General features: G+C 73.0%; 20 protein-coding genes. 11 read left to right on the plus strand and 9 right to left on the minus strand.

The window, feature by feature from the left end; translation table 11 throughout:
* Both GT030_RS08540 and GT030_RS08545 read right to left on the minus strand, forming a co-directional pair.
* A partial coding sequence (locus GT030_RS08540; RefSeq protein ID WP_161200572.1) for an ATP-binding protein occupies positions 1-1,109 on the minus strand: 1,109 nt, incomplete at its 3' end.
* Positions 1,110-1,294: 185 nt separating this feature from the next.
* A complete protein-coding gene (locus tag GT030_RS08545; protein WP_161200573.1) occupies positions 1,295-2,119 on the minus strand; it encodes a LuxR C-terminal-related transcriptional regulator in 825 nt (274 codons plus the stop codon).
* A gap of 146 nt (positions 2,120-2,265) precedes the next feature.
* Between GT030_RS08545 and GT030_RS08550 the strand changes: the two genes are divergently transcribed.
* Both GT030_RS08550 and GT030_RS08555 read left to right on the plus strand, forming a co-directional pair.
* Positions 2,266-3,939 carry an AMP-binding protein gene (locus GT030_RS08550; RefSeq protein WP_161200574.1) on the plus strand — a complete coding sequence of 558 codons (1,674 nt, stop codon included), beginning with the start codon at positions 2,266-2,268 and terminating at the stop codon, positions 3,937-3,939.
* Positions 3,936-5,540 (plus strand): AMP-binding protein, encoded by a 1,605-nt coding sequence (locus tag GT030_RS08555; RefSeq protein ID WP_161200575.1) that lies wholly within the window; start codon positions 3,936-3,938, stop codon positions 5,538-5,540. The genes GT030_RS08550 and GT030_RS08555 overlap by 4 nt, the downstream gene beginning before the upstream one ends.
* Positions 5,541-5,759: 219 nt before the next feature.
* On the opposite strand, the gene GT030_RS08560 is transcribed toward GT030_RS08555, so the two are convergent.
* Complete coding sequence (locus GT030_RS08560) at positions 5,760-5,993, minus strand: hypothetical protein (protein WP_161200576.1); 234 nt, start codon at positions 5,991-5,993, stop codon at positions 5,760-5,762.
* 160 nt (positions 5,994-6,153) lie between these two features.
* On the opposite strand from GT030_RS08560, the gene GT030_RS08565 reads away from it, so the two are divergent.
* Positions 6,154-8,562, plus strand: a complete 2,409-nt coding sequence (locus GT030_RS08565; RefSeq protein WP_161200577.1) for a GH92 family glycosyl hydrolase — start codon at positions 6,154-6,156, stop codon at positions 8,560-8,562.
* Positions 8,563-8,671: 109 nt separating this feature from the next.
* Here the strand turns inward: GT030_RS08565 and GT030_RS08570 are convergent, their stop codons facing one another.
* Entirely contained in the window at positions 8,672-9,214 is a 543-nt protein-coding gene (locus GT030_RS08570; RefSeq protein ID WP_161200578.1) for an MOSC domain-containing protein, read from the minus strand.
* A gap of 126 nt (positions 9,215-9,340) precedes the next feature.
* Here GT030_RS08570 and GT030_RS08575 point away from each other — a divergent pair, with 126 nt between their 5' ends.
* The 6 genes from GT030_RS08575 (at position 9,341) to GT030_RS08600 (ending at position 13,230) form a co-directional block, all read left to right on the plus strand.
* Entirely contained in the window at positions 9,341-9,592 is a 252-nt protein-coding gene (locus tag GT030_RS08575) for a hypothetical protein (RefSeq protein WP_161200579.1), read from the plus strand.
* Complete coding sequence (locus GT030_RS08580; RefSeq protein ID WP_161200580.1) at positions 9,589-9,951, plus strand: helix-turn-helix domain-containing protein; 363 nt, start codon at positions 9,589-9,591, stop codon at positions 9,949-9,951. Before GT030_RS08575 ends, GT030_RS08580 begins: the two co-directional genes overlap by 4 nt.
* Before the next feature lie 112 nt (positions 9,952-10,063).
* Positions 10,064-10,567, plus strand: a complete 504-nt coding sequence (uraD, locus tag GT030_RS08585) for a 2-oxo-4-hydroxy-4-carboxy-5-ureidoimidazoline decarboxylase (RefSeq protein ID WP_161200581.1) — start codon at positions 10,064-10,066, stop codon at positions 10,565-10,567.
* 14 nt (positions 10,568-10,581) lie between these two features.
* Positions 10,582-10,926 carry a hydroxyisourate hydrolase gene (gene uraH, locus GT030_RS08590; RefSeq protein ID WP_161200582.1) on the plus strand — a complete coding sequence of 115 codons (345 nt, stop codon included), beginning with the start codon at positions 10,582-10,584 and terminating at the stop codon, positions 10,924-10,926.
* 5 nt (positions 10,927-10,931) lie between these two features.
* A complete protein-coding gene (gene pucL, locus GT030_RS08595) occupies positions 10,932-11,846 on the plus strand; it encodes a factor-independent urate hydroxylase (protein WP_161200583.1) in 915 nt (304 codons plus the stop codon).
* A 16-nt stretch (positions 11,847-11,862) separates the two neighbouring features.
* Positions 11,863-13,230, plus strand: a complete 1,368-nt coding sequence (locus GT030_RS08600; RefSeq protein ID WP_161200584.1) for an 8-oxoguanine deaminase — start codon at positions 11,863-11,865, stop codon at positions 13,228-13,230.
* A 6-nt stretch (positions 13,231-13,236) separates the two neighbouring features.
* Here GT030_RS08600 and GT030_RS08605 read toward each other — a convergent pair whose 3' ends face one another.
* The gene (locus GT030_RS08605) at positions 13,237-13,851 is read right to left on the minus strand and encodes a hypothetical protein (protein WP_161200585.1); all 615 of its coding nucleotides are present in this window, start codon (positions 13,849-13,851) and stop codon (positions 13,237-13,239) included.
* A gap of 70 nt (positions 13,852-13,921) precedes the next feature.
* Positions 13,922-15,130 (minus strand): pyridoxal phosphate-dependent aminotransferase, encoded by a 1,209-nt coding sequence (locus tag GT030_RS08610; RefSeq protein ID WP_161200586.1) that lies wholly within the window; start codon positions 15,128-15,130, stop codon positions 13,922-13,924.
* 87 nt (positions 15,131-15,217) lie between these two features.
* On the opposite strand from GT030_RS08610, the gene GT030_RS08615 reads away from it, so the two are divergent.
* Positions 15,218-15,853 (plus strand): winged helix-turn-helix transcriptional regulator, encoded by a 636-nt coding sequence (locus GT030_RS08615; RefSeq protein WP_161200587.1) that lies wholly within the window; start codon positions 15,218-15,220, stop codon positions 15,851-15,853.
* A 32-nt stretch (positions 15,854-15,885) separates the two neighbouring features.
* On the opposite strand, the gene GT030_RS08620 is transcribed toward GT030_RS08615, so the two are convergent.
* From GT030_RS08620 to GT030_RS08630, 3 genes are read right to left on the minus strand one after another with little or no spacing between them, the layout of a single operon-like run.
* On the minus strand, positions 15,886-16,686 hold the full coding sequence (locus GT030_RS08620; RefSeq protein WP_161200588.1) for a hypothetical protein: 801 nt from the start codon (positions 16,684-16,686) through the stop codon (positions 15,886-15,888).
* Positions 16,686-17,951, minus strand: a complete 1,266-nt coding sequence (locus GT030_RS08625) for a VWA domain-containing protein (protein ID WP_161200589.1) — start codon at positions 17,949-17,951, stop codon at positions 16,686-16,688. Before GT030_RS08625 ends, GT030_RS08620 begins: the two co-directional genes overlap by 1 nt.
* Before the next feature lie 9 nt (positions 17,952-17,960).
* Positions 17,961-19,478: an IucA/IucC family siderophore biosynthesis protein gene (locus GT030_RS08630; RefSeq protein ID WP_161200590.1), complete on the minus strand. Its 1,518-nt coding sequence runs from the start codon at positions 19,476-19,478 to the stop codon at positions 17,961-17,963.
* 113 nt (positions 19,479-19,591) lie between these two features.
* On the opposite strand from GT030_RS08630, the gene GT030_RS08635 reads away from it, so the two are divergent.
* Positions 19,592-20,180 (plus strand): IucA/IucC family protein (locus GT030_RS08635; RefSeq protein ID WP_346009594.1); only part of this gene is annotated, 589 nt, incomplete at its 3' end.

The raw sequence follows: 20,180 nt of genomic DNA on the forward strand, positions 1-20,180 counted from the left end.
TGGCGGGCGCGCTCGATCGGGTCGGAGGCCGCGGTGGACAGGGCCGCGTGTGCGGCCCGCCGCTCCGGCGCCGGTGCCTCGGCGTACAGGGCGGCGGAGATCAGGGGGTGCGCGAACCGTACGGCCGGGGCCTCCGGCTCGGTGGCGAGCAGGCCGAGTTCGGCGGCCTGGGCGCACTCCGCCTCGGCGTTCTCCCGGCCGGCCGCGTGCAGCAGGGCCGGGGTGGGGCGGGCGCCCGCGCTCGCCACCAGCAGGGTGCGGCGGGCCTCCACCGAGAGCATGTCCAGCCGGCTGAGGACCAGGGCGCGCAGCGAGGTCGGCACCGGCAGCGGCTCGCCGGGCCGGGGCGGGGTCGGGCTGTCGGCGAGCGCGCGGCTCAGCTCCAGCGCGAACAGCGGGTTGCCGCCGCTGGTGCGGTGGATCTCGCGGACCGTGGAGCGGGGGAGCGCGCCGTGGCCCCGGTGGTCGAGCAGCCGGGCCACCTGGGTGCGGTTGAGGGGGCCCAGCCGGACGGCGGCGGTGTCCGGGGGACAGGCGCGCAGATGACGGTCGTACTCCTGGCTCTCCGGGCCCTCGGTGCGTACCGCGCACAGCAGTTGCACGGGGGTGCCGCCCAGGCGGCGGGCGGCGAAGCCGAGGAGTTCGGCGCTGGCCGGGTCGAGCCACTGGAGGTCGTCGGCGACCAGCAGGACCGGGCCGCGCGCGGCGAGGGCGCGCAGGGCGGAGAGCACCGCCAGGCGCAGGGCGAGGCCGTCGCGCTGGAGGCTGGACTCGCCCCGGCCGGTGAGCGCCGACTCCAGCGCGGTCAGCTGGGCCGAGGGGAGGTGCGGCGCGATCTCGTCCAGCACCAGCCCGAGGAGGTCGGCCAGGGCGAGGAAGGGCAGATGCGATTCGGACTCGGTGGCCGAGCAGCGCAACACGGTGCGCGCGGTGGCGCCGTATTCCTCGGCCAATGCCCGCAGGAAGGTCGATTTCCCTATTCCGGCCGGGCCGTGCACCAGCACACTGCCGCCCGAGGCGAGCTGTTCCTTCGCGTCGGCGAACAGTTCCTCACGGCCGATGAGCAGGTCGGGGCGGCATCGGGCAGGCTCCTGGAAGTCCCGTCGCACGGTTCGCCCGCTCCCCTCGTGTGTCGTGTCCGGGCCAAATTCTAGGCAACGGAGCCCGGAATTCGTCGAGAAGTCGTGGTGAGGGAAATAACAGCCCGTCAAGCATCCTCAAATTCAAAGCGGGCCTATGTGAATGGCATGTTTCGCCGGCCGTTGCCGGGGACCGGAGCGTCCGGTTCCGGCCCCTAGGGGAGGACCCCGGCCCGGCGAGCCGCCGTCACCGCCTCCCCCCGGGTGTGCGCGCCCAGTTTGCGCATCGCCGCGCGCAGATAGCCCTTCACCGTCTCCGGGCGCAGGCCCAGCCGGTCGGCGACGGCCGCGTTGGTGGCGCCGGTCGCCACCCAGGTGAGCACGTCCAGCTCGCGGGGGGCCAGCGCCGGACTTCCTTGCGGGGCCGGTGCGGTCAGCAGGGCGCAGGCCGCCAGCAGTTCGGCGCGCAGTTCAGGGTCCGCGATGCGCGGGGCCAGCGCCCGCAGCGCCGCGTGCGCCTCCCGTACGTGCTCCTGGCGGGCCCCCGGTTCCGGCACGGCGGGCCGGAGCGCGGCCAGCAGACCCCGCGCCTCGTCCCGTACCGCGAGCGCCCGCTCGACCTCGCGTGCCGCCGCCACCGCACCGCCGAGCGCCCGGTCGCCCAGGGGCTGGGCGGTGCGCAGCGCGCCGTACAGCACCCCCCGCACCCGGTGCTGTACCACCAGCGGCACGGCGAGCACCGAGCGCAGGCCCTCGGCGGCCACCGGGGCGTCGTACTCGTGGCTGATCCGGCGGGAACTGGAGTAGTCCGGCACCGCGCAGGCCCGGCCCAGCGCCACCGCCCGGCCGCCGAGTCCGGTGCCGGAGGTCACCACCAGCGAGCGCAGCGCGGCCGTGGCGGTGCCGCTCAGCTCGCTGATGCGGATCTGCGCCGCACCGGGGCCGACCGCTCCGCCGAACGCGACCGGCAGTCCCGTCGCGCGCCGCAGCCCGGCCAGCGCACCCCGAATCTCCGCCGTCGCCACGGCATCTGCTGCCACCTTCTCGCTCCTTCGTGCCGCCACCCCCGTTCGGGGGTGGTGAGACCCGCATCACGGATTAGACGATGGGGGAGAGCCGCCCGGCAATGGTCCGGGACACGGGAGTGCGCCGGCGGTGGACGGCCGCGGCAGCGAGGAGGACACGGATGACGACCCCGACGGAGCTGTTCCGCAGCGCCCGCGATTTCCTGCTGGAGCACCGGGAGGACTACCAGGGTGCCTGTGACGGCTTCCGCTGGCCCGAGTTCGAGCACTTCAACTGGGCGCTGGACTGGTTCGACGTGATCGCGGAGGGCAACGACCGCACCGCCCTGCACATCGTGGAGGAGGACGGCCGCGAGACCCGGCTCTCCTTCGCCGAACTGTCCGACCGCTCCGACCGGGTGGCCAACCACCTCAAGGCGCTGGGCGTCGGCGCGGGGGACCGGGTCCTCGTCATGCTCGGCAACCAGGCCGAGCTGTGGGAGACCATGCTCGCCGCGATGAAGCTGCGTGCCGTGGTCATCCCGGCCACCCCGCTGCTCGGCCCCGCCGACCTGCGGGACCGGGTCGACCGGGGCGAGGTCGCGCATGTGATCGCGCGGGCCGAGGACACCGCCAAGTTCGCCGAGGTCCCCGGCACCTACACCCGGATCTCGGTCGGCGGGCTGCCCGAGGAGGCGTGGGAGCCCTACGAGGACGCCTACGCGGTGCCCGGCGGGTTCCTGCCCGACGGGCCGACCCTCGCCGGCGACCCGCTGATGCTGTACTTCACCTCCGGGACCACCGCCCGCCCCAAGCTGGTCGAGCACACCCACACCTCGTACCCGGTCGGTCATCTCGCCACCCTGTACTGGATCGGCCTCCGGCCCGGCGACGTCCACCTCAACATCTCCTCGCCCGGCTGGGCCAAGCACGCCTGGTCCAACCTGTTCGCACCCTGGAACGCCGAGGCGACCGTCTTCGTCGTCAACTACTCCCGCTTCGACGCCGCCCGGCTGATGGCCGAGATGGACCGGGCCCGGGTCACCACGTTCTGCGCGCCGCCCACCGTGTGGCGGATGCTGATCCAGGCCGACCTGACCCAGCTCGCCACCCCGCCCCGCGAGGCCGTCGCCGCCGGGGAGCCGCTCAACCCCGAGGTGGTCGAACAGGTCCGGCGGGCCTGGGGCGTGACCGTACGGGACGGGTTCGGGCAGACCGAGACGGCCGTGCAGATCTCCAACAGCCCCGGCCAGGAGCTGCGTTCGGGCTCCATGGGCCGGCCCGGCCCGGGCTACCGCGTCGAACTCCTCGACCCGGTCACCGGCGCGCCCGGCGCCACCGAGGGAGAGATCGCGCTCGACCTCTCCGCGCGTCCCGTCGGCCTGATGACCGGCTACCACGGTGACCCCGAGCGCACCGCCGAGGCGATGGCCGACGGTTACTACCGCACCGGCGACATCGGCTCCCGCGATGCCGACGGGTACGTCTACTACACGGGCCGGAGCGATGATGTCTTCAAGGCCAGTGACTACAAGATCAGCCCCTTCGAGCTGGAGAGCGCGCTGCTGGAGCACGAGGCGGTGGCCGAGGCGGCCGTGGTGCCCGCGCCCGACGAGCTCCGGCTCGCGGTGCCGAAGGCGTACGTGGTGCTCGCCGAGGGCTGGGAGCCCGGACCCGGTACCGCGAAGGCGCTCTTCGAGCACTCCCGTGAGGTGCTCGCGCCGTACAAGCGGCTGCGCAGGCTGGAGTTCGGGCCGCTGCCCAAGACCGTGTCCGGCAAGATCCGCCGCATCGAGCTGCGTGAGGCCACGGCCGCGGGCTCGGCGGACGAGTACCGCGAGGAGGACTTCCGGTGACCCTCTCCTACACGCACGGCACCGGGGGCACCGCCCTGCTCGGTGACACCATCGGCGCCAACCTCGCGCGTACGGCAGCCACTTGGCCGGACCGGGAAGCCCTGGTCGACGTGCCCGCCGGGCGCCGGTGGACCTACGCCGAGTTCGCCGCCGACGTCGAGCGGCTGGCGTGCGCGCTGCTCGCCTCCGGGGTGGCCAAGGGCGACCGGGTGGGCGTCTGGGCGGTCAACCGGGCGGAGTGGGTGCTGGTCCAGTACGCCACCGCGCAGGTCGGCGCGATCATGGTCAACGTCAACCCGGCCTACCGCACCCACGAGGTGGAGTACGTCCTCCGCCAGGCCGGCGTCTCCCTGCTGTTCGCCTCCACCGAGCACAAGGGCAGCGACTACCGGGCGATGGTGGACGAAGTGCGCCCGAAGCTGCCGGAACTGCGGCGGACGGTGTACTTCGGGGACCCGAGCTGGGAGGAGTTCACGGCGCTCGGTGCCGAGGTCTCCGTACAGCGACTGCGCGCCCGAGAAGCCGAGTTGTCGTGCGACGACCCGATCAACATCCAGTACACCTCGGGCACCACCGGTTTCCCGAAGGGCGCCACCCTCTCCCACCACAACATCCTCAACAATGGTTTCTTCGTGGGGGAGTTGGTCGCCTACACCGAGCAGGACCGCATCTGCGTACCCGTCCCGTTCTACCACTGCTTCGGCATGGTGATGGGGAATCTCGCGGCCACCTCCCACGGCGCCTGCATCGTCATCCCGGCCCCGTCCTTCGAGCCCGGGGCCACCCTGGAGGCGGTCCAGCGGGAGCGGTGCACCTCGCTGTACGGGGTGCCCACGATGTTCATCGCGGAGCTGAACCTCCCCGAGTTCGCGGAGTACGACCTCTCCACCCTGCGCACCGGCATCATGGCGGGTTCGCCCTGTCCGGTGGAGGTGATGAAGCGGGTGGTCGCCGAGATGCACATGGCCGAGGTGTCCATCTGCTACGGCATGACCGAGACCTCCCCGGTCTCCCTCCAGACCCGCGTCGAGGACGACCTGGAGCACCGCACCGGCACGGTCGGCCGCGTCCTGCCGCACCTGGAGGTCAAGGTGGTCGATCCGGCCACCGGCATCACCCTGCCGCGCGGCGAGGCGGGCGAGCTGTGCACCCGTGGCTACAGCGTCATGCTCGGCTACTGGGAGGAGCCCGAGAAGAGCGCCGAGGCCATCGACACCGGCCGCTGGATGCACACCGGCGACCTCGCCGTGATGCGCGAGGACGGCTATGTGGAGATCGTCGGCCGCATCAAGGACATGATCATCCGGGGCGGCGAGAACATCTACCCCCGCGAGATCGAGGAGTTCCTCTACGCCCACCCCAAGATCCGGGACGTCCAGGTCGTCGGCGTGCCGCACGAGCGGTACGGCGAGGAGGTCCTCGCCTGTGTCATCCCGCTCGACCCGGCCGACCCGCTCACGCTGGACGAACTGCGCGCCTTCTGCCGGGACCGGCTGGCCCGCTACAAGATCCCGAGCCGGCTCCAGCTCCTCGACGCCTTCCCGATGACGGTGTCGGGCAAGGTCCGCAAGGTGGAGCTGCGCCGCAGCCACGGCTCCTGACATGCCTGCGGGGCGCGGTCGCCCCCGTTGCCTTCCGGCCGAGACCGCGCCCCACAAGTCCCCCGTCCGCAAGGCCCGCCACCCCCGTCCCGGCGGGACCTCGCACTCTCAATCTGCCCTCTCTGGGCGGGGGTTGAAGCCTTTCGGCCGGTCTTCAGAGGTTGATTTGAGGTTGGCACCCCGGAGCCGGGCGCCGCACAGCTCGGGTCGCCCGGTGCCTCACAGCTCGTGCTCCGACAGTCCCGGCCAGTCGTCCGGGCCGCCGCCCAGCCAGTCGATCAGGTCGCTCTCCTCGACCTCGATGCGGTCGAGGTCGGCCAGGCGGAGGATCTCGATCACGTCGTCGAGATGGGAGGCGAGGCCGAGGGTGACCTCACCCTCGGTGACCCGGCGGGAGCCGTCGAGCGCCGGGGGGTGGACCACGATGTGCGGATACCGCGCGGGACCGGCCATGTGTTCAGCGTCCTGCGGATCGGGCGGCGCCGCCACCCGACGAGGGGGCCGGGAATTCGCCCGGGGTTCCACCGGCCGCCGCCCCGCCCTCTTCCCCGGCACCGGCCGGGCTTCTAGCCTCGCGGCGCCCGATGTCTCCCACGGAAAGGCAGACCCGACGATGCGCCACGCCCTCCTACGCGCCGCCAGACGGCTCGGCACCAGGACGGCCGTCACGGCCGTCACCACCGCGCTCGCCGTGGCGGCCCCCTTCCCGGCCGTCGCGGCGAGCGGGCCGGAGCGGCTGTCGTCGCTGGTGGACCCGCTGATCGGCTCCGCGAACGGCGGCAACACCTTCCCCGGCGCCACCCTGCCCCAGGGCATGATCGCCTGGTCGCCCACCAGCACCGCCGGGGACCAGACCAGCACCGGCGCGGCCAACGGGTACGCCTACAACACCACCCGGATACGCGGCCTGAGCCTCACCCATGTCAACGGCGCCGGCTGCCACCCCGGCGCGGCCGGAGACATCCCGATCATGCCGTTCACCGGCGACATCACGTCCTCCCCGTCCGCCGACACCAAGGACGCCGTCTACGCGGCGGACTTCTCCCACGCCGACGAGAAGGCCGTACCCGGCCGGTACACCCTCGGCCTCGCCTCCGGCGCCTCCGCCGACCTCGCGGTGAGCCGGCGGGCCGGGGTCGCCGACTTCGCCTTCCCGGCGGGCCGCCCGGCGAGCCTGCTGTTCCGGGTCTCCAACTCGCTCAACGGCAGCGAGGACGCGCACATCGACATCGACGCCGCCCACCGCAAGGTCACCGGCTGGGTGCTGACCGGCGCGTTCTGCGGCCGCCGCGCCAACGGCGGGACCAACAACCGCAAGAGCTACTACCGGCTCCACTTCAGCGCCACCTTCGACCGGGCCTTCGCCACCACCGGCACCTGGCACGACGGCACCCTGTCGCCCGGCTCCACCACGGCCTCCGGCGGCGAGGGCTACGCCACGGGCGCCGACCGCGCCGGACGCGGCTCCGGCGGCTGGGTCGGCTTCGACACGGCGTCCGACAACGATGTCCACATGCGGCTCGGCATCTCCTACGTCAGCCTCGCGGGCGCCGAGGCCAACCTCCGCCACGAGATCCCGGCACGCGCGAGCGTCGCCGACGTGGCCGCGGCCGGGGCACGGGTCTGGGACCGCGAGCTGAGCACCGTACGCGCCGAGGGCGGGAGTCCGGCCCGGCGTACGGCGTTCTACACCGCGCTCTACCACTCCCTGATGCAGCCCAACCTGATCAGTGACACCGACGGGCGCTACCGGGGCATGGACCAGGCCGTGCACCGGCCGGCGCGCGGGCAGCGGGCGCAGTACAGCAACTTCTCCGGCTGGGACCAGTACCGGGCGCAGATCCAGTTGCTCGCGCTGCTGCGGCCCGCGGTGGCGGGCGACTTCGCGCAGTCGCTCTACAACTTCGCCCGGCAGAACGGCGGGGTCTGGGACCGCTGGGTGCACATCAGCGGCGCCACCCACGTGATGACCGGCGACCCGTCCGCCGCCACCCTGGCCACCTTCTACGCCATGGGAGTACGGAACTTCGACTACCGGGGCGCCTACGCCTCCCTGGTCCGCCAGGCCACCGTCCCCACCCCGGACGACCTCTCCGACGCGGGCTGCCCCGGCCAGTGCGAGGGCCAACGTCCCAACCTGGCACAGTACTTGGTCTCCCACTACGCACCCCAGGACGCCTGTCACTGCTGGGGAGGCGCGGCGGAGACCCTGGAGGACGCGGTCGCGGACTTCTCCCTGGCCCAGTGGGCGCGCGGGCTCGGCCGGGAGGAGGACGCGAAGGTCTTCACCGACCGCGCCGCCTACTGGCGCAACGTCTTCAACCCCGCCACCGGCCACGTCCAGGCCCGCAAGCTCGACGGCACCTGGGTCACGCCGTTCAACCCCGCCGGCGACCTCGGGTTCGCGCAGGGCACCAGCGCCACCTACACCTGGATGGTGCCGCACGACGTCCAGGGCCTCGCCGACGCGATGGGCGGCCGGAGCGCGGCCGCGACCCGGCTCGACGGCTTCTTCCACAACCCGGACGGCTCCTGGTCCGTACGCGGCGGCGACCCCCTGCGCTACGACCCCACGAACGAGCCCGGCATCCACGCCCCCTGGCTCTACAACGCGCTCGGGCAGCCGTGGAAGACCCAGGCGACGGTGCGCCGGATCCTCGACACCGTCTACGGCACCGGCCCCGCCGGCCTCCCCGGCAACGACGACCTGGGCACCATGTCCGCCTGGTACGTGTTCTCCGCCCTCGGCCTCTACCCGCAGACCCCCGGCAGCGCGGCCCTGCTGCTCGGCGCCCCGGTGTTCCCGAGGGCGACCGTGGACCGGCCGGGCCGGGCCGACCTCGTCATCACCGCCCCCGAGGCCGACGACACCCACGTCCACATCACCGCCGTACGCCGCGACGGGCACCCGGTGAACCGCTCCTGGCTCACCCCGGCCGAGGCGCGCGACGGCGGCAGGCTGGACTTCACCCTGACCACCGCACCCGACACCGACTGGGCGACGGGGGACCTGCCCGAGTGACCTCACCCGCCCCGCGGGAGCACGCCTGCGGGGCCGACCCGGGCCCGGGGGCTTCCATCAGGGGATCGTGCGGCCGATGCCATGTCACGGCCCGCTCAGTGGCGAGACGTCAGACCCGCTCCAGGGGCCGGTGCGGCCCGCTGGGAAGCTCCGCTGTGATCGTGTCGCCCGGGCGTACCGTGCCGCCCTTCCTCACGATGCTCATGATTCCGGCCTTGCGCACGATGTTCCCGGCCTCGTCGCGGCCGACAACCTGCTTCAGCAGCCCGTCCTGGAAGTTGTCGATCTGCAGGCAAGGATTGCGCAGGCCGGTCACCTCCAGCACGGCATCGTCGCCGATGCGCAGCAGCGTGCCGGCCGGCAGGCCGAGCAGATCGATGCCACGGCTGGTGATGTTCTCGCCGAGGTCACCGGGCACCACCTCGAATCCCTCGGCACCGACCTCGGCGAAGAGCTCTTCATGGATGAGGTGGACCTGGCGCAGGTTCGGCTGGGTGGGGTCCTGCGCGACGCGTGAGCGGTGCTTGACCGTCACGCCGGCGTGTACGTCGCCCTCCACACCGAGCCCGGCGAGCAGCGTGATGCTGTCCCGGTTCGGTTTGGTGAACGAGTACTCGCCGTTGCTGCTGACTGCCGTCACTGTCCCGTTCATCCTCGGAAGCCCCCTCCTCAGTGACAATGATCGGCCACGACCCTAACCCTCGGGCCGCAGGCGCAACAGCCACGGTCGATCGCGGGTGAGGCCGTAAGGTCGTACGACCTAGACCTGGGGGCAGAGTTGAGACTGCGAGTGGAGTTCACCACCGAACCCTTCGACCTGGACGTCCCGCCCGCGCACGCGGTGGCGGCCCGCGAGGTCGTGGAGGGCGGCGGACTGGACACGGTGGACGTGGGGCCGTTCGGCACCATGGCCGAGGGTGGTGCGGACGGGGTGCTCAGTGCCGTGGAGGCGCTGCTGCGGCGGAGCCTGGAGGCCGGGGCGACCCGGATATCCCTGCAGGTCAACGTGGTCGGGGAGGGCGGTAGATGACCGCCGAGGAGCCCTTTGTCGCCGCCGTGCGACCCCTCGTGGACGCCATGGGCGGTGAACTCCTCCCGCCGGGCGAGGCGGGCCCGGACGACGTGGTGCTGGCCTGGGAGGGCGTCGAGGTCGTCGCCGTACGGCTGCCGCAGCTCGCAGAGTCCCTCGACCACATCCTCACCGCGCTGGAGCGCCGGGAGGGGCGGCCGCTGGCCGAGCTGGACCGCAAGGCCAAGCAGGAGATCGTCCGGACGCTGGAGGCGCGGGGCGCCTTCGCCGTGCGGCACGGCGTGGAGACCGTGGCGGGGGCGCTGGGCGTCAGCCGCTTCACCATCTACAACTACCTCAACCGGGAGAAGGGCCGCTGAGGCCGCCCGGTAACCCAGAATTTTCAACAAAGTGTTGACGTGCCGTCGCGGTGAGGCGTTAGCTGACGGCACCCCGTCCGGCACGACGGCCCTCGCGGCCACGGAGGCGCCCGTGACATCGCCCGCCACCCCCCTGGGCCTGGCCCGGTTCAACGCCCTCGGGGACGAGGCCGCGCTCGCCGCCCTGCACGACGTGTGCGCCTCCACCGCCTGGGGCCGCCTGCTCCTGGTCGGCCGCCCGTACACCACCCCGGACGACCTGTACCTCGCCGCCGACGCGGCCCTTGCCGGACTCGGCGCCGACGACCTGGGCGAGGCGATGGCGGGTCACCCCCCGATCGGCCGCCCCAGGCCCGGCGACCCCGCCTCCACGCGCGAGCAGCGCGGCATGGCGGACGCCTCCGACGCCCTGCGCGCCGAGATGCTCGAACTGAACCTCGCCTACCAGGACCGCTTCGGCCATGTCTTCCTGATCTGTGCCACCGGCCTGACCGGCGAGCAGATGCGCGACGCCCTGACGGAGCGGCTCGGCAACACGCCGGAGCGGGAACGGGAGACCGCCCGCGCCGAACTGGGCAGGATCAACCGCATCCGCCTGGCCCGACTCGTCGCCTGAAGGACGCCCGCCCCATGACCACCACCGCCTCCGTGTCCACCCACATCCTGGACACCTCGCTCGGCCGCCCCGCCCGGGGCGTCACCGTCCGCCTCTCGGCCCGCACCGCGTCCGGCGCCGACTGGCGCCCGCTCGGCGAGGGAACCACCGACGCCGACGGCCGCTGCCGGGATCTGCCGGTCCCGCCCGGGGACACGGCACAGGTACGGCTCCACTTCGCCGTGGAGGCGTACCTGAGGGAGAGAGGGGACGCGTTCTTCCCGGAGGTGACCGTCACCTTCGCCGTCCGGGCCGGGGAGCACTACCACGTCCCGCTGCTGCTCAGCCCGTTCGGCTACTCCGTATACCGAGGGAGCTAGCTTTCATGGCAGAAACGTCCCGCCCGGCCGGGCCCGCGATCCTGGCGCAGAACCAGTACGGCAAGGCCGAGAACCGGGTCGTCCGGATCACGCGCGACGGGGCCACCCACCACATCAAGGACCTCAACGTCTCCGTCACCCTCAGCGGCGACATGGACGACGTCCACTACTCCGGCTCCAACGCCCACGTCCTGCCGACCGACACCACCAAGAACACGGTGTACGCCTTCGCCAAGCGGTACGGCATCGAGTCCGCCGAGCAGTTCGGCATCCACCTCGCCCGGCACTTCGTCACCTCCCAGGAGGCGATCCGCACGGCCCGCATCCGGATCGAGGAGTACGCCTGGGACCGGATCGGCGCGCCCGACGTCGGCCATTCCTTCGTCCGCAAGGGCCAGGAGGTGCGGCTCACCCAGGTCTTCTACGACGGCACCTCCTGGCAGGTCGTCTCCGGCCTGGGGGACCTGGTGGTGCTGAACTCCACCGACTCCGAGTTCTGGGGCTACGCCAAGGACGAGTACACCACCCTCCCCGAGGCGTACGACCGGGTGCTGGCCACCGAGGTGAACGCCCGCTGGCGGTACGGCTGGACCGGCGAGGGCGACGCGCCCGACTGGGACGCCTCCTACGCCGAGACCCGGCGCCATCTGCTGGAGGCGTTCGCCGGGACCTACTCGTACTCCCTCCAGCAGACCCTGTACGAGATGGGCGCGCGGGTGATCGGGGAGCGTGCCGAGATCGACGAGATCCGGCTCTCCCTGCCGAACAAACACCACTTCCTGGCCGACCTCACCCCCTTCGGGCTGACCAACGACAACGAGGTGTACCTCGCCGCCGACCGGCCCTACGGCCTGATCGAGGCGACCGTCCTCCGCGAGGGCCGCGAGGCGGCGATCCCGGTGGACCTCACCAACCTCTGAGAGCGAAGGACGAACCGTGGCACCAGCCGAGCGCATCGTCATCGAGAACTGCGCGATCGCCACCGTGGACGCCGACGACACCGAGTACGCCACCGGGCACCTCGTCCTCGCGGACGACCGGATCGAGTCGGTCGGCGCGGGCCCGGCCCCCGAGGGGCTCACCGGGGTCACCCGCCGGATCGACGCCGGCGGGCATCTGGCCACCCCCGGCCTGGTCAACACCCACCACCACTTCTACCAGTGGCTCACCCGTGGTCTGGCCACCGACCACAACCTCTTCGACTGGCTGACCGCCCTCTACCCGACGTGGGCGCGCATCGACGAGGACATGGTGTCCGCGGGCGCGCGGGGCTCGCTGGCGATGATGGCCCGGGGCGGGGTCACCACCGCCATGGACCACCACTACGTCTACCCGCGCGGCACCGGCGACCTGTCCGGCGCCATCGTGCGCGCCGCCCGCGACACCGGCGTCCGCTTCACCCTGGCCCGTGGCTCGATGGACCGGGGCGAGTCGGACGGCGGACTGCCGCCGGACTTCGCGGTGGAGAGCCTGGAGGAGGCGCTGCCCGCCACCGAGGCCACTGTCGCGGAACACCACGACCCCTCCTTCGGCGCGCTGACCCAGGTCGCGGTCGCGCCCTGCTCACCCTTCTCGGTGTCCACCGAACTGATGAAGCAGGGCGCGGAGCTGGCGCGGCGGCTGGGAGTGCGGCTGCACACCCACGGCTCGGAGACGGTGGAGGAGGAGAAGTTCTGCCACGAGCTGTTCGGGATGGGCCCGACCGAGTACTTCGAGTCCACCGGCTGGCTGGGGGAGGACGTGTGGATGGCGCACTGCGTCCACATGAACGACTCCGACATCGCCGCCTTCGCCCGCACCGGCACCGGTGTCGCCCACTGTCCGTCCTCCAACGCCCGGCTGGCGGCGGGGATCGCACGGGTGCCGGACCTGCTGGCGGCGGGCGTCCCGGTCGGCCTGGGTGTGGACGGCACCGCCTCCAACGAGTCCGGCGAACTCCACACCGAACTCCGCAACGCCCTCCTCGTCAACCGCCTCGGCCCGCACCGCGAAGCCGCCCTCACCACCCGCCAGGCCCTCCGCCTCGGCACCTACGGCGGCGCCCAAGTCCTGGGCCGGGCAACCGAGATCGGCTCCCTGGAGCCCGGCAAGCTCGCCGACCTGGTCCTCTGGCGCATGGACACCCTGGCCCACGCCTCCATCGCCGACCCGGTGGCGGCCCTGGTGCTCGGCGCTCCGGCCCCGGTCACGGCCTCCTTCGTGGGCGGCCGGCAGATCGTGGCGGACGGGGGGCTGCTGCACGTGGACGAGGACGCGATCGCCCGGACCACCCGCGAGCAGGCGCAGCGGCTCGCGCGGAGCTGACCGGGGTCACACCCGGCGCGGGGACGCCAGGAGGTGGCGGCTTCGGGTGCGGGCCTCGGTGTACTCGCCGCACTGCCAGCCCGCCGCCTCCAGCGTGGCCGCGTACGGCTGGAGCGCCGGGCCGTACACCGCGACCGCCTCCGGCTGCGGGGTCGCGCGGACGCGGTATCCGGGGGTGTCGGTGTGCTCCGGCTGGTGGCCGGCCGCCTCCAGGGCGAGGGCGGCGGCGCGGACCAGGTGGCTGCGTTCCCAGCCGCAGGGGCGGTCGGTGGCGCTGTCGTGGTTGGTCATCCGGCGCAGCTCCATGAGGCCCTGCCAGGCGTCGCGCACCTCGCGTATCCGGGAGGCGCCGGGCGGTGCCTCCTCCGCGCCGCCGACCCGCGCGGCGAAGACGCCGGCGGGAGCGGCGGGCGCGGGGGCGGAAGCGGGCTCCGGCTCTGCTTCGCGCAGGCGGTGGCCGGACGGGGTCAGGAAGTGGTCGTGCGGCGGCCGGGGGTGCCGGAAGGCGAGACCGAGCCGGACCAGCGCGGCGAGCTGGGCGTCCGTGCCCCGCAGCCGCCCGGTGCCGGGATCGGCGCCCTCGATGACGCGCCGCTGGGCGGCGCTGGGCGGTCGTGCCATCGCGGTGCTCCCTCCGGTCCGCTGCTGGTCCTCGAAGCGTACGGCCGGGCACTGACAGCCCCCTGCGGAGCTACTGCCGGTACCCGCTCAGGAAGCGGCCGATCCGGCCGATGGCCGCCTCCAGGTCGTCCGCGTAGGGGAGGGTGAGGATGCGGAAATGGTCGGGGGTGGGCCAGTTGAAGCCGGTGCCCTGGACGACCTGGATCTTCTCGCGGAGCAGCAGGTCGAGGACGAACTTCTCGTCGTCGTGGATCTTGTGCACCTTCGGGTCGAGGCGCGGGAAGGCGTACAGCGCGCCCCTGGGGCGGACGCAGGAGACGCCGGGGATCTCGTTCAGCTTCTCCCAGGCCACGTTCCGCTGCTCGTACAGCCGGCCGCCGGGCGCGGTGAGTTCGTGGATGGACTGGCGGCCGCCGAGCGCGGCCTGGATGGCGTACTGGGCGGGCGCGTTGGCGCACAGCCGCATGGAGGCCAGCATGGTCAGGCCCTCCAGATAGCTCTTGGCGTGCTGCTTGGGCCCGGTGACCACCAGCCAGCCGGAGCGGAAACCCGCCACCCGGTAGGTCTTGGAAAGACCGCAGAAGGTGAGGACGACCAGGTCGGGGGCGAGGGCGGCGGCCGAGTGGTGGACGGCGTCGTCGTAGAGGATCTGGTCGTAGATCTCGTCCGCGAACACCATCAGCCCGTGGCGGCGGGCCAGGTCGAGGATGCCCTCGACGATCTCCTTCGGGTACACCGCGCCGGTCGGGTTGTTGGGGTTGATGATGACCACGGCCTTGGTGCGGTCGGTGATCTTCGATGCCATGTCGGCCAGGTCGGGCGCCCAGTCGGACTGCTCGTCGCAGAGGTAGTGCACGGCCTTGCCGCCCGCCAGCGTGGTGACCGCCGTCCACAGCGGGAAGTCCGGGGCCGGGATGAGTACTTCGTCGCCGTCCTCCACCAGCGCCTGTACGGCCATGGAGACCAGCTCGGAGACGCCGTTGCCCAGGAACACGTCGTCGACGTCCACCTCCAGGCCGAGGGTCTGGTAGCGCTGGGCCACCGCCCGGCGGGCCGAGAGGACACCGCGCGAGTCGGTGTAGCCGTGGGCGCGGGGGAGCATCCGGATCATGTCCTGGGTGATCTCCTCCGGCGCCTCGAAACCGAAGAGCGCCGGGTTGCCGGTGTTCAGGCGCAGCACGCTGTGCCCCGCCTCCTCCAGCGCGTCCGCGTGCTGGATCACCGGACCGCGGATCTCGTAGCAGACCTCGCTGAGCTTGTTCGACTGCCGGAACTCCATGCGCCGCGACCCCTCCGCTAACTGGTGTTGCTTGGTTTTACCAAGTGGGAGCTTGGAAAGTCCAACAACATGTCTAGACTGCGTCGCATGCCACCTCGCCGACGCTACGACCAGTACTGCTCCGCGGCCCGCGCCCTCGACCTCGTCGGGGACCGCTGGACCCTGCTGATCGTCCGGGAGTTGCTGGCCGGACCCCGCCGCTACACCGACCTGCACGCGGACCTTCCCGGCGTGAGCACGGACGTACTCGCCTCCCGGCTGAAGGACATGGAGCGCGACGGAATCACCGCCCGGCGGAAGCTGCCCCCGCCCGGCGCCGCCTACGTGTACGAACTCACCCCGCGCGGCCGGGGCTTGCTGCCCGTGCTGCACGCCCTGGGGGAGTGGGGGAGCCCCGAGCTGGCGGAACTGCGCCCCACCGACGCGGTACGCGCCCACTGGTCGGCGCTGCCGCTGCTGGCGGTGCTGAGCGCGGCGGACGTCGGGGCCGGGGTGGCCGAAGTCGGCACGGAGGAGGGTGAGTTCCATCTGTACGTCGGCGCGGACGACGGCCCGGTGTACGGGCACGGACCGGCGCCGGTGGCCGCCGATGCCCGGCTGGTGATGGACGCGGCGACCTGCGCGGAGGTGTGCCGGGGCGAGGTGGGGATCGCCGACGCGGTGCGGGCGGGGCGGGTCACGGTGACCGGTGACGGGGCCCTCGCCAAGGCACTGCGGGAATGACGAAGGCCCGCCGTCGCGGCGGGCCGTCCGGGTCAGGCGCCCGGTGGGACGTACGCCGGGCGGCCCCGGCCCCGGGTCAGCGCGTAACCGCCGATGCCCGCGAGCGCGGCCAGGGCACCGCCGACGGCGGTCCACACCCAGCGGCTCGACCACCAGTGCGAGGACCAGCCGTCGTCCGGCTCGATCGCGGAGAGCACGGCCGACTTGGAACCGTCCTTCGCCGCCGGGGACTCGACCGCGACACCGGGGACGAGCGGCTTGCCCAGCGAACCGTCCACGGCCGCCGCGCCGCCGATGTTCTTGGAGTCCACGCGGACTTCCGCCCGTACCGGCAGGCCGAGGTCGGCGGAGCCGAGGTTCAGCACCGTCAGCCGGACGTAGTAGGTGCCGGGCAGCGGGTCGTTGGCCCACGGCTCGGACCAGGCGCGCACCGTGCGCAGCACACAGGCCAGACCGACGGTGGCCGTGCCCTGCTCGGCGGTGCGGGTGGCCGCGCCGTACTGGCAGGACTTGTGGCGGCGCAGGCCGTCGTAGACGTCGAGCTGCCAGGTCTGCGCGGCGTGCGCGCCGGGCAGCTTCACCGTCGCCTTGACGGTCGGGCGCTGCCCGGTGTCGGCCGGGAACGACCAGTACAGGTAGTCACCGGTGGACGCGGACGCGGTGGCCGTCCGGCCCTGGTCCATCTCGGCCGCCGTACGGAAGGACGTACCCGCCTGGGTGGGGGCCTTGCCGTCCGCCGAGGCGCTCGGGGAGGGGGAGGAGTCGGCCGCGGCGGGGGCGGCGGCCAGGCCCAGCGTCAGCAGGGCGGCGCTCAGCACACGTATCGCACGCATCAGTTCGTCCTCCAGACCGCGACCCGCCAGCGGGACAGCCAGCCCCACAGCAGACCCGCGACGAAACCGGTCAGCACCAGCGCGGCCAGCAGCCACCAGCCCCGGCCGAGGCCGAAGGCGGCCACGTCGGAGGCGGCGGAGGTGCCGTCCACCACGTCGACCGTCAGCTCCAGCGGCATGCCCGGCGTGGTCTTCACACCGGCGGCGGCCGAGAAGGAGTTGGTCACCTGGAGGCACACCGTCTCCGGGGACGCGTTGTCGTCGTCGGACTCGGGCTTGGGGTAGCGCAGGCCGGTGGAGACCGCGTCGGTACGGCCGGTGCCGGCGGCCTCGCCGCGTACGATCTCGCGGCCCTGCTGGGTCACCGCCCGCAGCAGCACACCGTAGTTGGGGTTGGTCGCGCGGTCGTCGGCGACGCTCACCGAGGCGCGCAGCTCCTGGCCGGGCCGGACGTCGACCTTGTACCAGCGCTGTTTGCCGAACTCCTCGCGGTCCGTGTACAGACCGGACTTGAGCGCGGGGGCCCCGGCGCACGCGTCGGCGCCCTCGGTGGCCACCGGCGTCACCACCGGATCGGCGGCCCGCTCGACCAACTGGCCGACCCGGTCCGTCAGTTCCTCCTTGTGCTGCACGGAGGTGTACGTGCCGCCGGTGGCGTCCGCGATGCAGCTCAACTGGTCGCGGGTCTTGGCGTCCGGCACCAGGCCAAGGGTGTCGATGGTCAGGCCGATGCCCTTGGCGGCTATCTCGCGGGCCACCTCGCACGGGTCGAGGGGCTGGCAGGTGTCCTCACCGTCGCTGATCAGGACGATGCGGCGGGTGCCGTCCCCGTTCCCGAAGTCGTCGGCAGCCTTCAGCAGCGCCGGGCCGATGGGGGTCCAGCCGGTCGGGGCCAGGGTGGCCACGGCGGTCTTCGCCTCGGTGCGGTCCAGCGGGCCGACCGGATAGAGCTGCTCGGTGTCCTTGCAGCCCTCCCGGCGGTCGTTGCCGCGGTAGTTGGCGCCCAGTGTGCGGATGCCCAGCTCCACCTCCTCGGGCGTCGCGTCGAGCACCTCGTTGAACGCCTGCTTGGCCGCTGCCATCCGGGTACCGCCGTCGATGTCCCGCGTGCGCATGGAACCGCTGACATCCAGGACGAGTTCGACCTTCGGAGCGGGCTGCGGCTCGGTCTCGTCCGCTGCGGCCCCGCCGGGACACGCGATCCCGGCCGCCAGGGCGGCGAGCAGGGCACAGACGCCCGCCGCCAGCCGTTGTCTTCTGATCATCGGCGGATCTTATTGATCGTACGTGTCGGGCTCCAAAACGAACGGCCCGGGAAGCTCCGTCCACAGGTCGCCGGGGGTCTCCGGAGACAGCCTCATCAGGGTCAACGCCTTGACGGGCAGCGGATTTTCACACAGCGCCGCCAGGTCGGGCGTACGGGGCAGATCCGGCAGCGCGGCCCGCAGCGCGGTGCCCAGCGCCGGGCCCGAACCTGCCGTCGCCGCCAGCGCGCCGCCGACCAGCGAGCCGAACAGCTTGCGGCGCAGGGTGAGTTCGTCGTCCGTGACCAGCCGTCCCGTCAACTCCGGCGCGGATATGCCGTGTCGGGCCAGCCGGGCCGGGCTCACCCGGATGTCGGCCAGGTCGCGGTAGATCAGCCGCAAGGGGGTGTCGTCCGGGGCGAGCACCACGAGGAGGTTCTGGCCGTGCGCCTCCAGCGCGACCCCCAGGTCCAGCAGGCGCAGGCCGGCCGTGAGCGCGAGCCGGGTGAAGGCGGCCAGCCAGCCCGGCGATCGGGGCAACGCCGTGGTGGCCAGCGCGGCCACCGGCAGCACCCGCTCGCCCGGAGCCAGATACGCCTCGGGCGACTCACGCAGCAGCACCGCGAGATCCGGCGAGTGGGCCGTGGCCGCGCCGATGGTGTGCGTGACCTCCAGCAGCCCGTCCATCCGCCCGACCAGCTCAGCCGCCAGCACCGACAGCGCGGCCGACGCCCGTACCGAGTAAGCGGAGATGTCCCGCACCGAGGAGGTCAGCCGGGCGCTCAGCGCGGTCTTCACATGCGGTCCGCCGGGCAGCGCCAGCGTGCGCAGCGACATCAGCGGATGCGCCGGACGCCACGGCTCGGCGGTCCGCTTGAGCACATGCGCCGCCTGCCAGGGATGCACCGGCAGCAACAGGGCTTCACCGGAGCGGAGTCCGGCCGGCCACTCGCCCGACACCAGGCACTCGGCCGCCGGCACCGCCACCGTGCCCAGCTCCACGACCGGCCGGTGCTCCGGCCCGTACGCCAACTGGTCGGCCACCGAGAAGCCGGGCCGGGAACGGCAGTTGGGGTGGAAGGGGTGACCGTCCACCACCCGCTGCTCCCACTCCCAGTCCCGTCCCGGCCAGCCGGCACCCGGCTCCGCCGCGTCGGCGCGGGACAGCGCCAGCGAGGCCACACTGTTCGCCAACTCGGCTGCGAACGCCGCCGCGTGCGGCACCGCGAGGTCCGTCATCAGCCACGCGGGGTCCGCGTACCGCTCCCGGTCGAGGCGGACCTCGCCGACGCGGTCGCCGGTCGCGTACGGGTCCGAGTGGGGGCCGTGCAGCGCGCGGCCGTCCGCCAGCCGTACCGTCAGTCCGAGCGCCCCGGGCGTCCGGGACGCGACCCACGGCAGCGGTTCGTGCGCCAGCGCCCGCCACAGCCGGGTCAGCACCGCCGCGCGGGCTCCCGGCAGCGCGGCCGTGTAGCCCTCGCTCAGGGCGGGCCGTACGGCGGCCAGCTCCTCGGCGACCTCGGCCTCGGCGGTGGGGGAGTGGTACACGGTCGGCTCCTCGGAGACTGGCAGCTCAGGGCACGATTGTCGGATACCGCAGACTTACTGGGCACGGTCGGCCCCCCGGACCGGCCACAGCACGACGAGAACGAGTGGAACGCGTGGACCTCAACCCCCCGACCGACGCCGCACGGCGCGCCGACGCCTACGCCTCGGCGCCGCTGCTGAACTGCCTGCTGCGCGAGGTGGCCCGGCCGGTCCCGGAGAGCGGGGACCGGCCCGTGTACCGGCTGCCCGGCACCGGCCGGCTGCTCCGGGTGCGCCCCGGCCGCCGCCCCGCCGAGCCCGAAGTGCGCGCGGACGGCGCCTGGCAGCCGCTGAGCCACGCCGAACTGGTCAAACTGGTCGCCGAGGAACTGCGCGCCCACACCGGGCTGCCGGGCGACGACCTGCCCGCCGAGATGCTGGACAGCCGCGACACCGTCGCCGCCCTGCTCGCGGCCCGCGCCCGCACCCTCGCCCCCGAGGACCCGTATCTGCGCTCCGAGCAGTCGCTGATCACCGGCCATCCGCACCACCCGGCGCCCAAGGCGCGCGGCGGCGGCCCGGTCGCGGCCTGGCTGCCCTACGCCCCCGAGGCGCACGCCCGGTTCCCGCTGGTGCTGCTCGGTGTCCGCGAGGACCAGGTCGCCGGAGAGGGCGACACCAGCGCCCTGGACGCCCTCGGCACCGCCCCGCCCGGCTACCGGC

Origin of the sequence: Streptomyces sp. SID1328 (assembly GCF_009865595.1) — a bacterium.
GTDB classification, from domain to species: Bacteria; Actinomycetota; Actinomycetes; order Streptomycetales; family Streptomycetaceae; genus Streptomyces; species Streptomyces griseoluteus.

What these genes read in the sequence shown, in the direction of transcription:
- GT030_RS08550 (WP_161200574.1), top strand. Translation starts at nt 2,266, where the DNA reads ATGACGACCCCGACGGAGCTGTTCCGCAGCGCCCGCGATTTCCTGCTG.
- GT030_RS08560 (WP_161200576.1), bottom strand. Translation starts at nt 5,993, where the DNA reads ATGGCCGGTCCCGCGCGGTATCCGCACATCGTGGTCCACCCCCCGGCG.
- GT030_RS08565 (WP_161200577.1), top strand. Translation starts at nt 6,154, where the DNA reads ATGCGCCACGCCCTCCTACGCGCCGCCAGACGGCTCGGCACCAGGACG.
- GT030_RS08570 (WP_161200578.1), bottom strand. Translation starts at nt 9,214, where the DNA reads ATGAACGGGACAGTGACGGCAGTCAGCAGCAACGGCGAGTACTCGTTC.
- GT030_RS08580 (WP_161200580.1), top strand. Translation starts at nt 9,589, where the DNA reads ATGACCGCCGAGGAGCCCTTTGTCGCCGCCGTGCGACCCCTCGTGGAC.
- uraH (WP_161200582.1), top strand. Translation starts at nt 10,582, where the DNA reads ATGACCACCACCGCCTCCGTGTCCACCCACATCCTGGACACCTCGCTC.
- pucL (WP_161200583.1), top strand. Translation starts at nt 10,932, where the DNA reads ATGGCAGAAACGTCCCGCCCGGCCGGGCCCGCGATCCTGGCGCAGAAC.
- GT030_RS08605 (WP_161200585.1), bottom strand. Translation starts at nt 13,851, where the DNA reads ATGGCACGACCGCCCAGCGCCGCCCAGCGGCGCGTCATCGAGGGCGCC.
- GT030_RS08610 (WP_161200586.1), bottom strand. Translation starts at nt 15,130, where the DNA reads ATGGAGTTCCGGCAGTCGAACAAGCTCAGCGAGGTCTGCTACGAGATC.
- GT030_RS08615 (WP_161200587.1), top strand. Translation starts at nt 15,218, where the DNA reads ATGCCACCTCGCCGACGCTACGACCAGTACTGCTCCGCGGCCCGCGCC.
- GT030_RS08620 (WP_161200588.1), bottom strand. Translation starts at nt 16,686, where the DNA reads ATGCGTGCGATACGTGTGCTGAGCGCCGCCCTGCTGACGCTGGGCCTG.
- GT030_RS08625 (WP_161200589.1), bottom strand. Translation starts at nt 17,951, where the DNA reads ATGATCAGAAGACAACGGCTGGCGGCGGGCGTCTGTGCCCTGCTCGCC.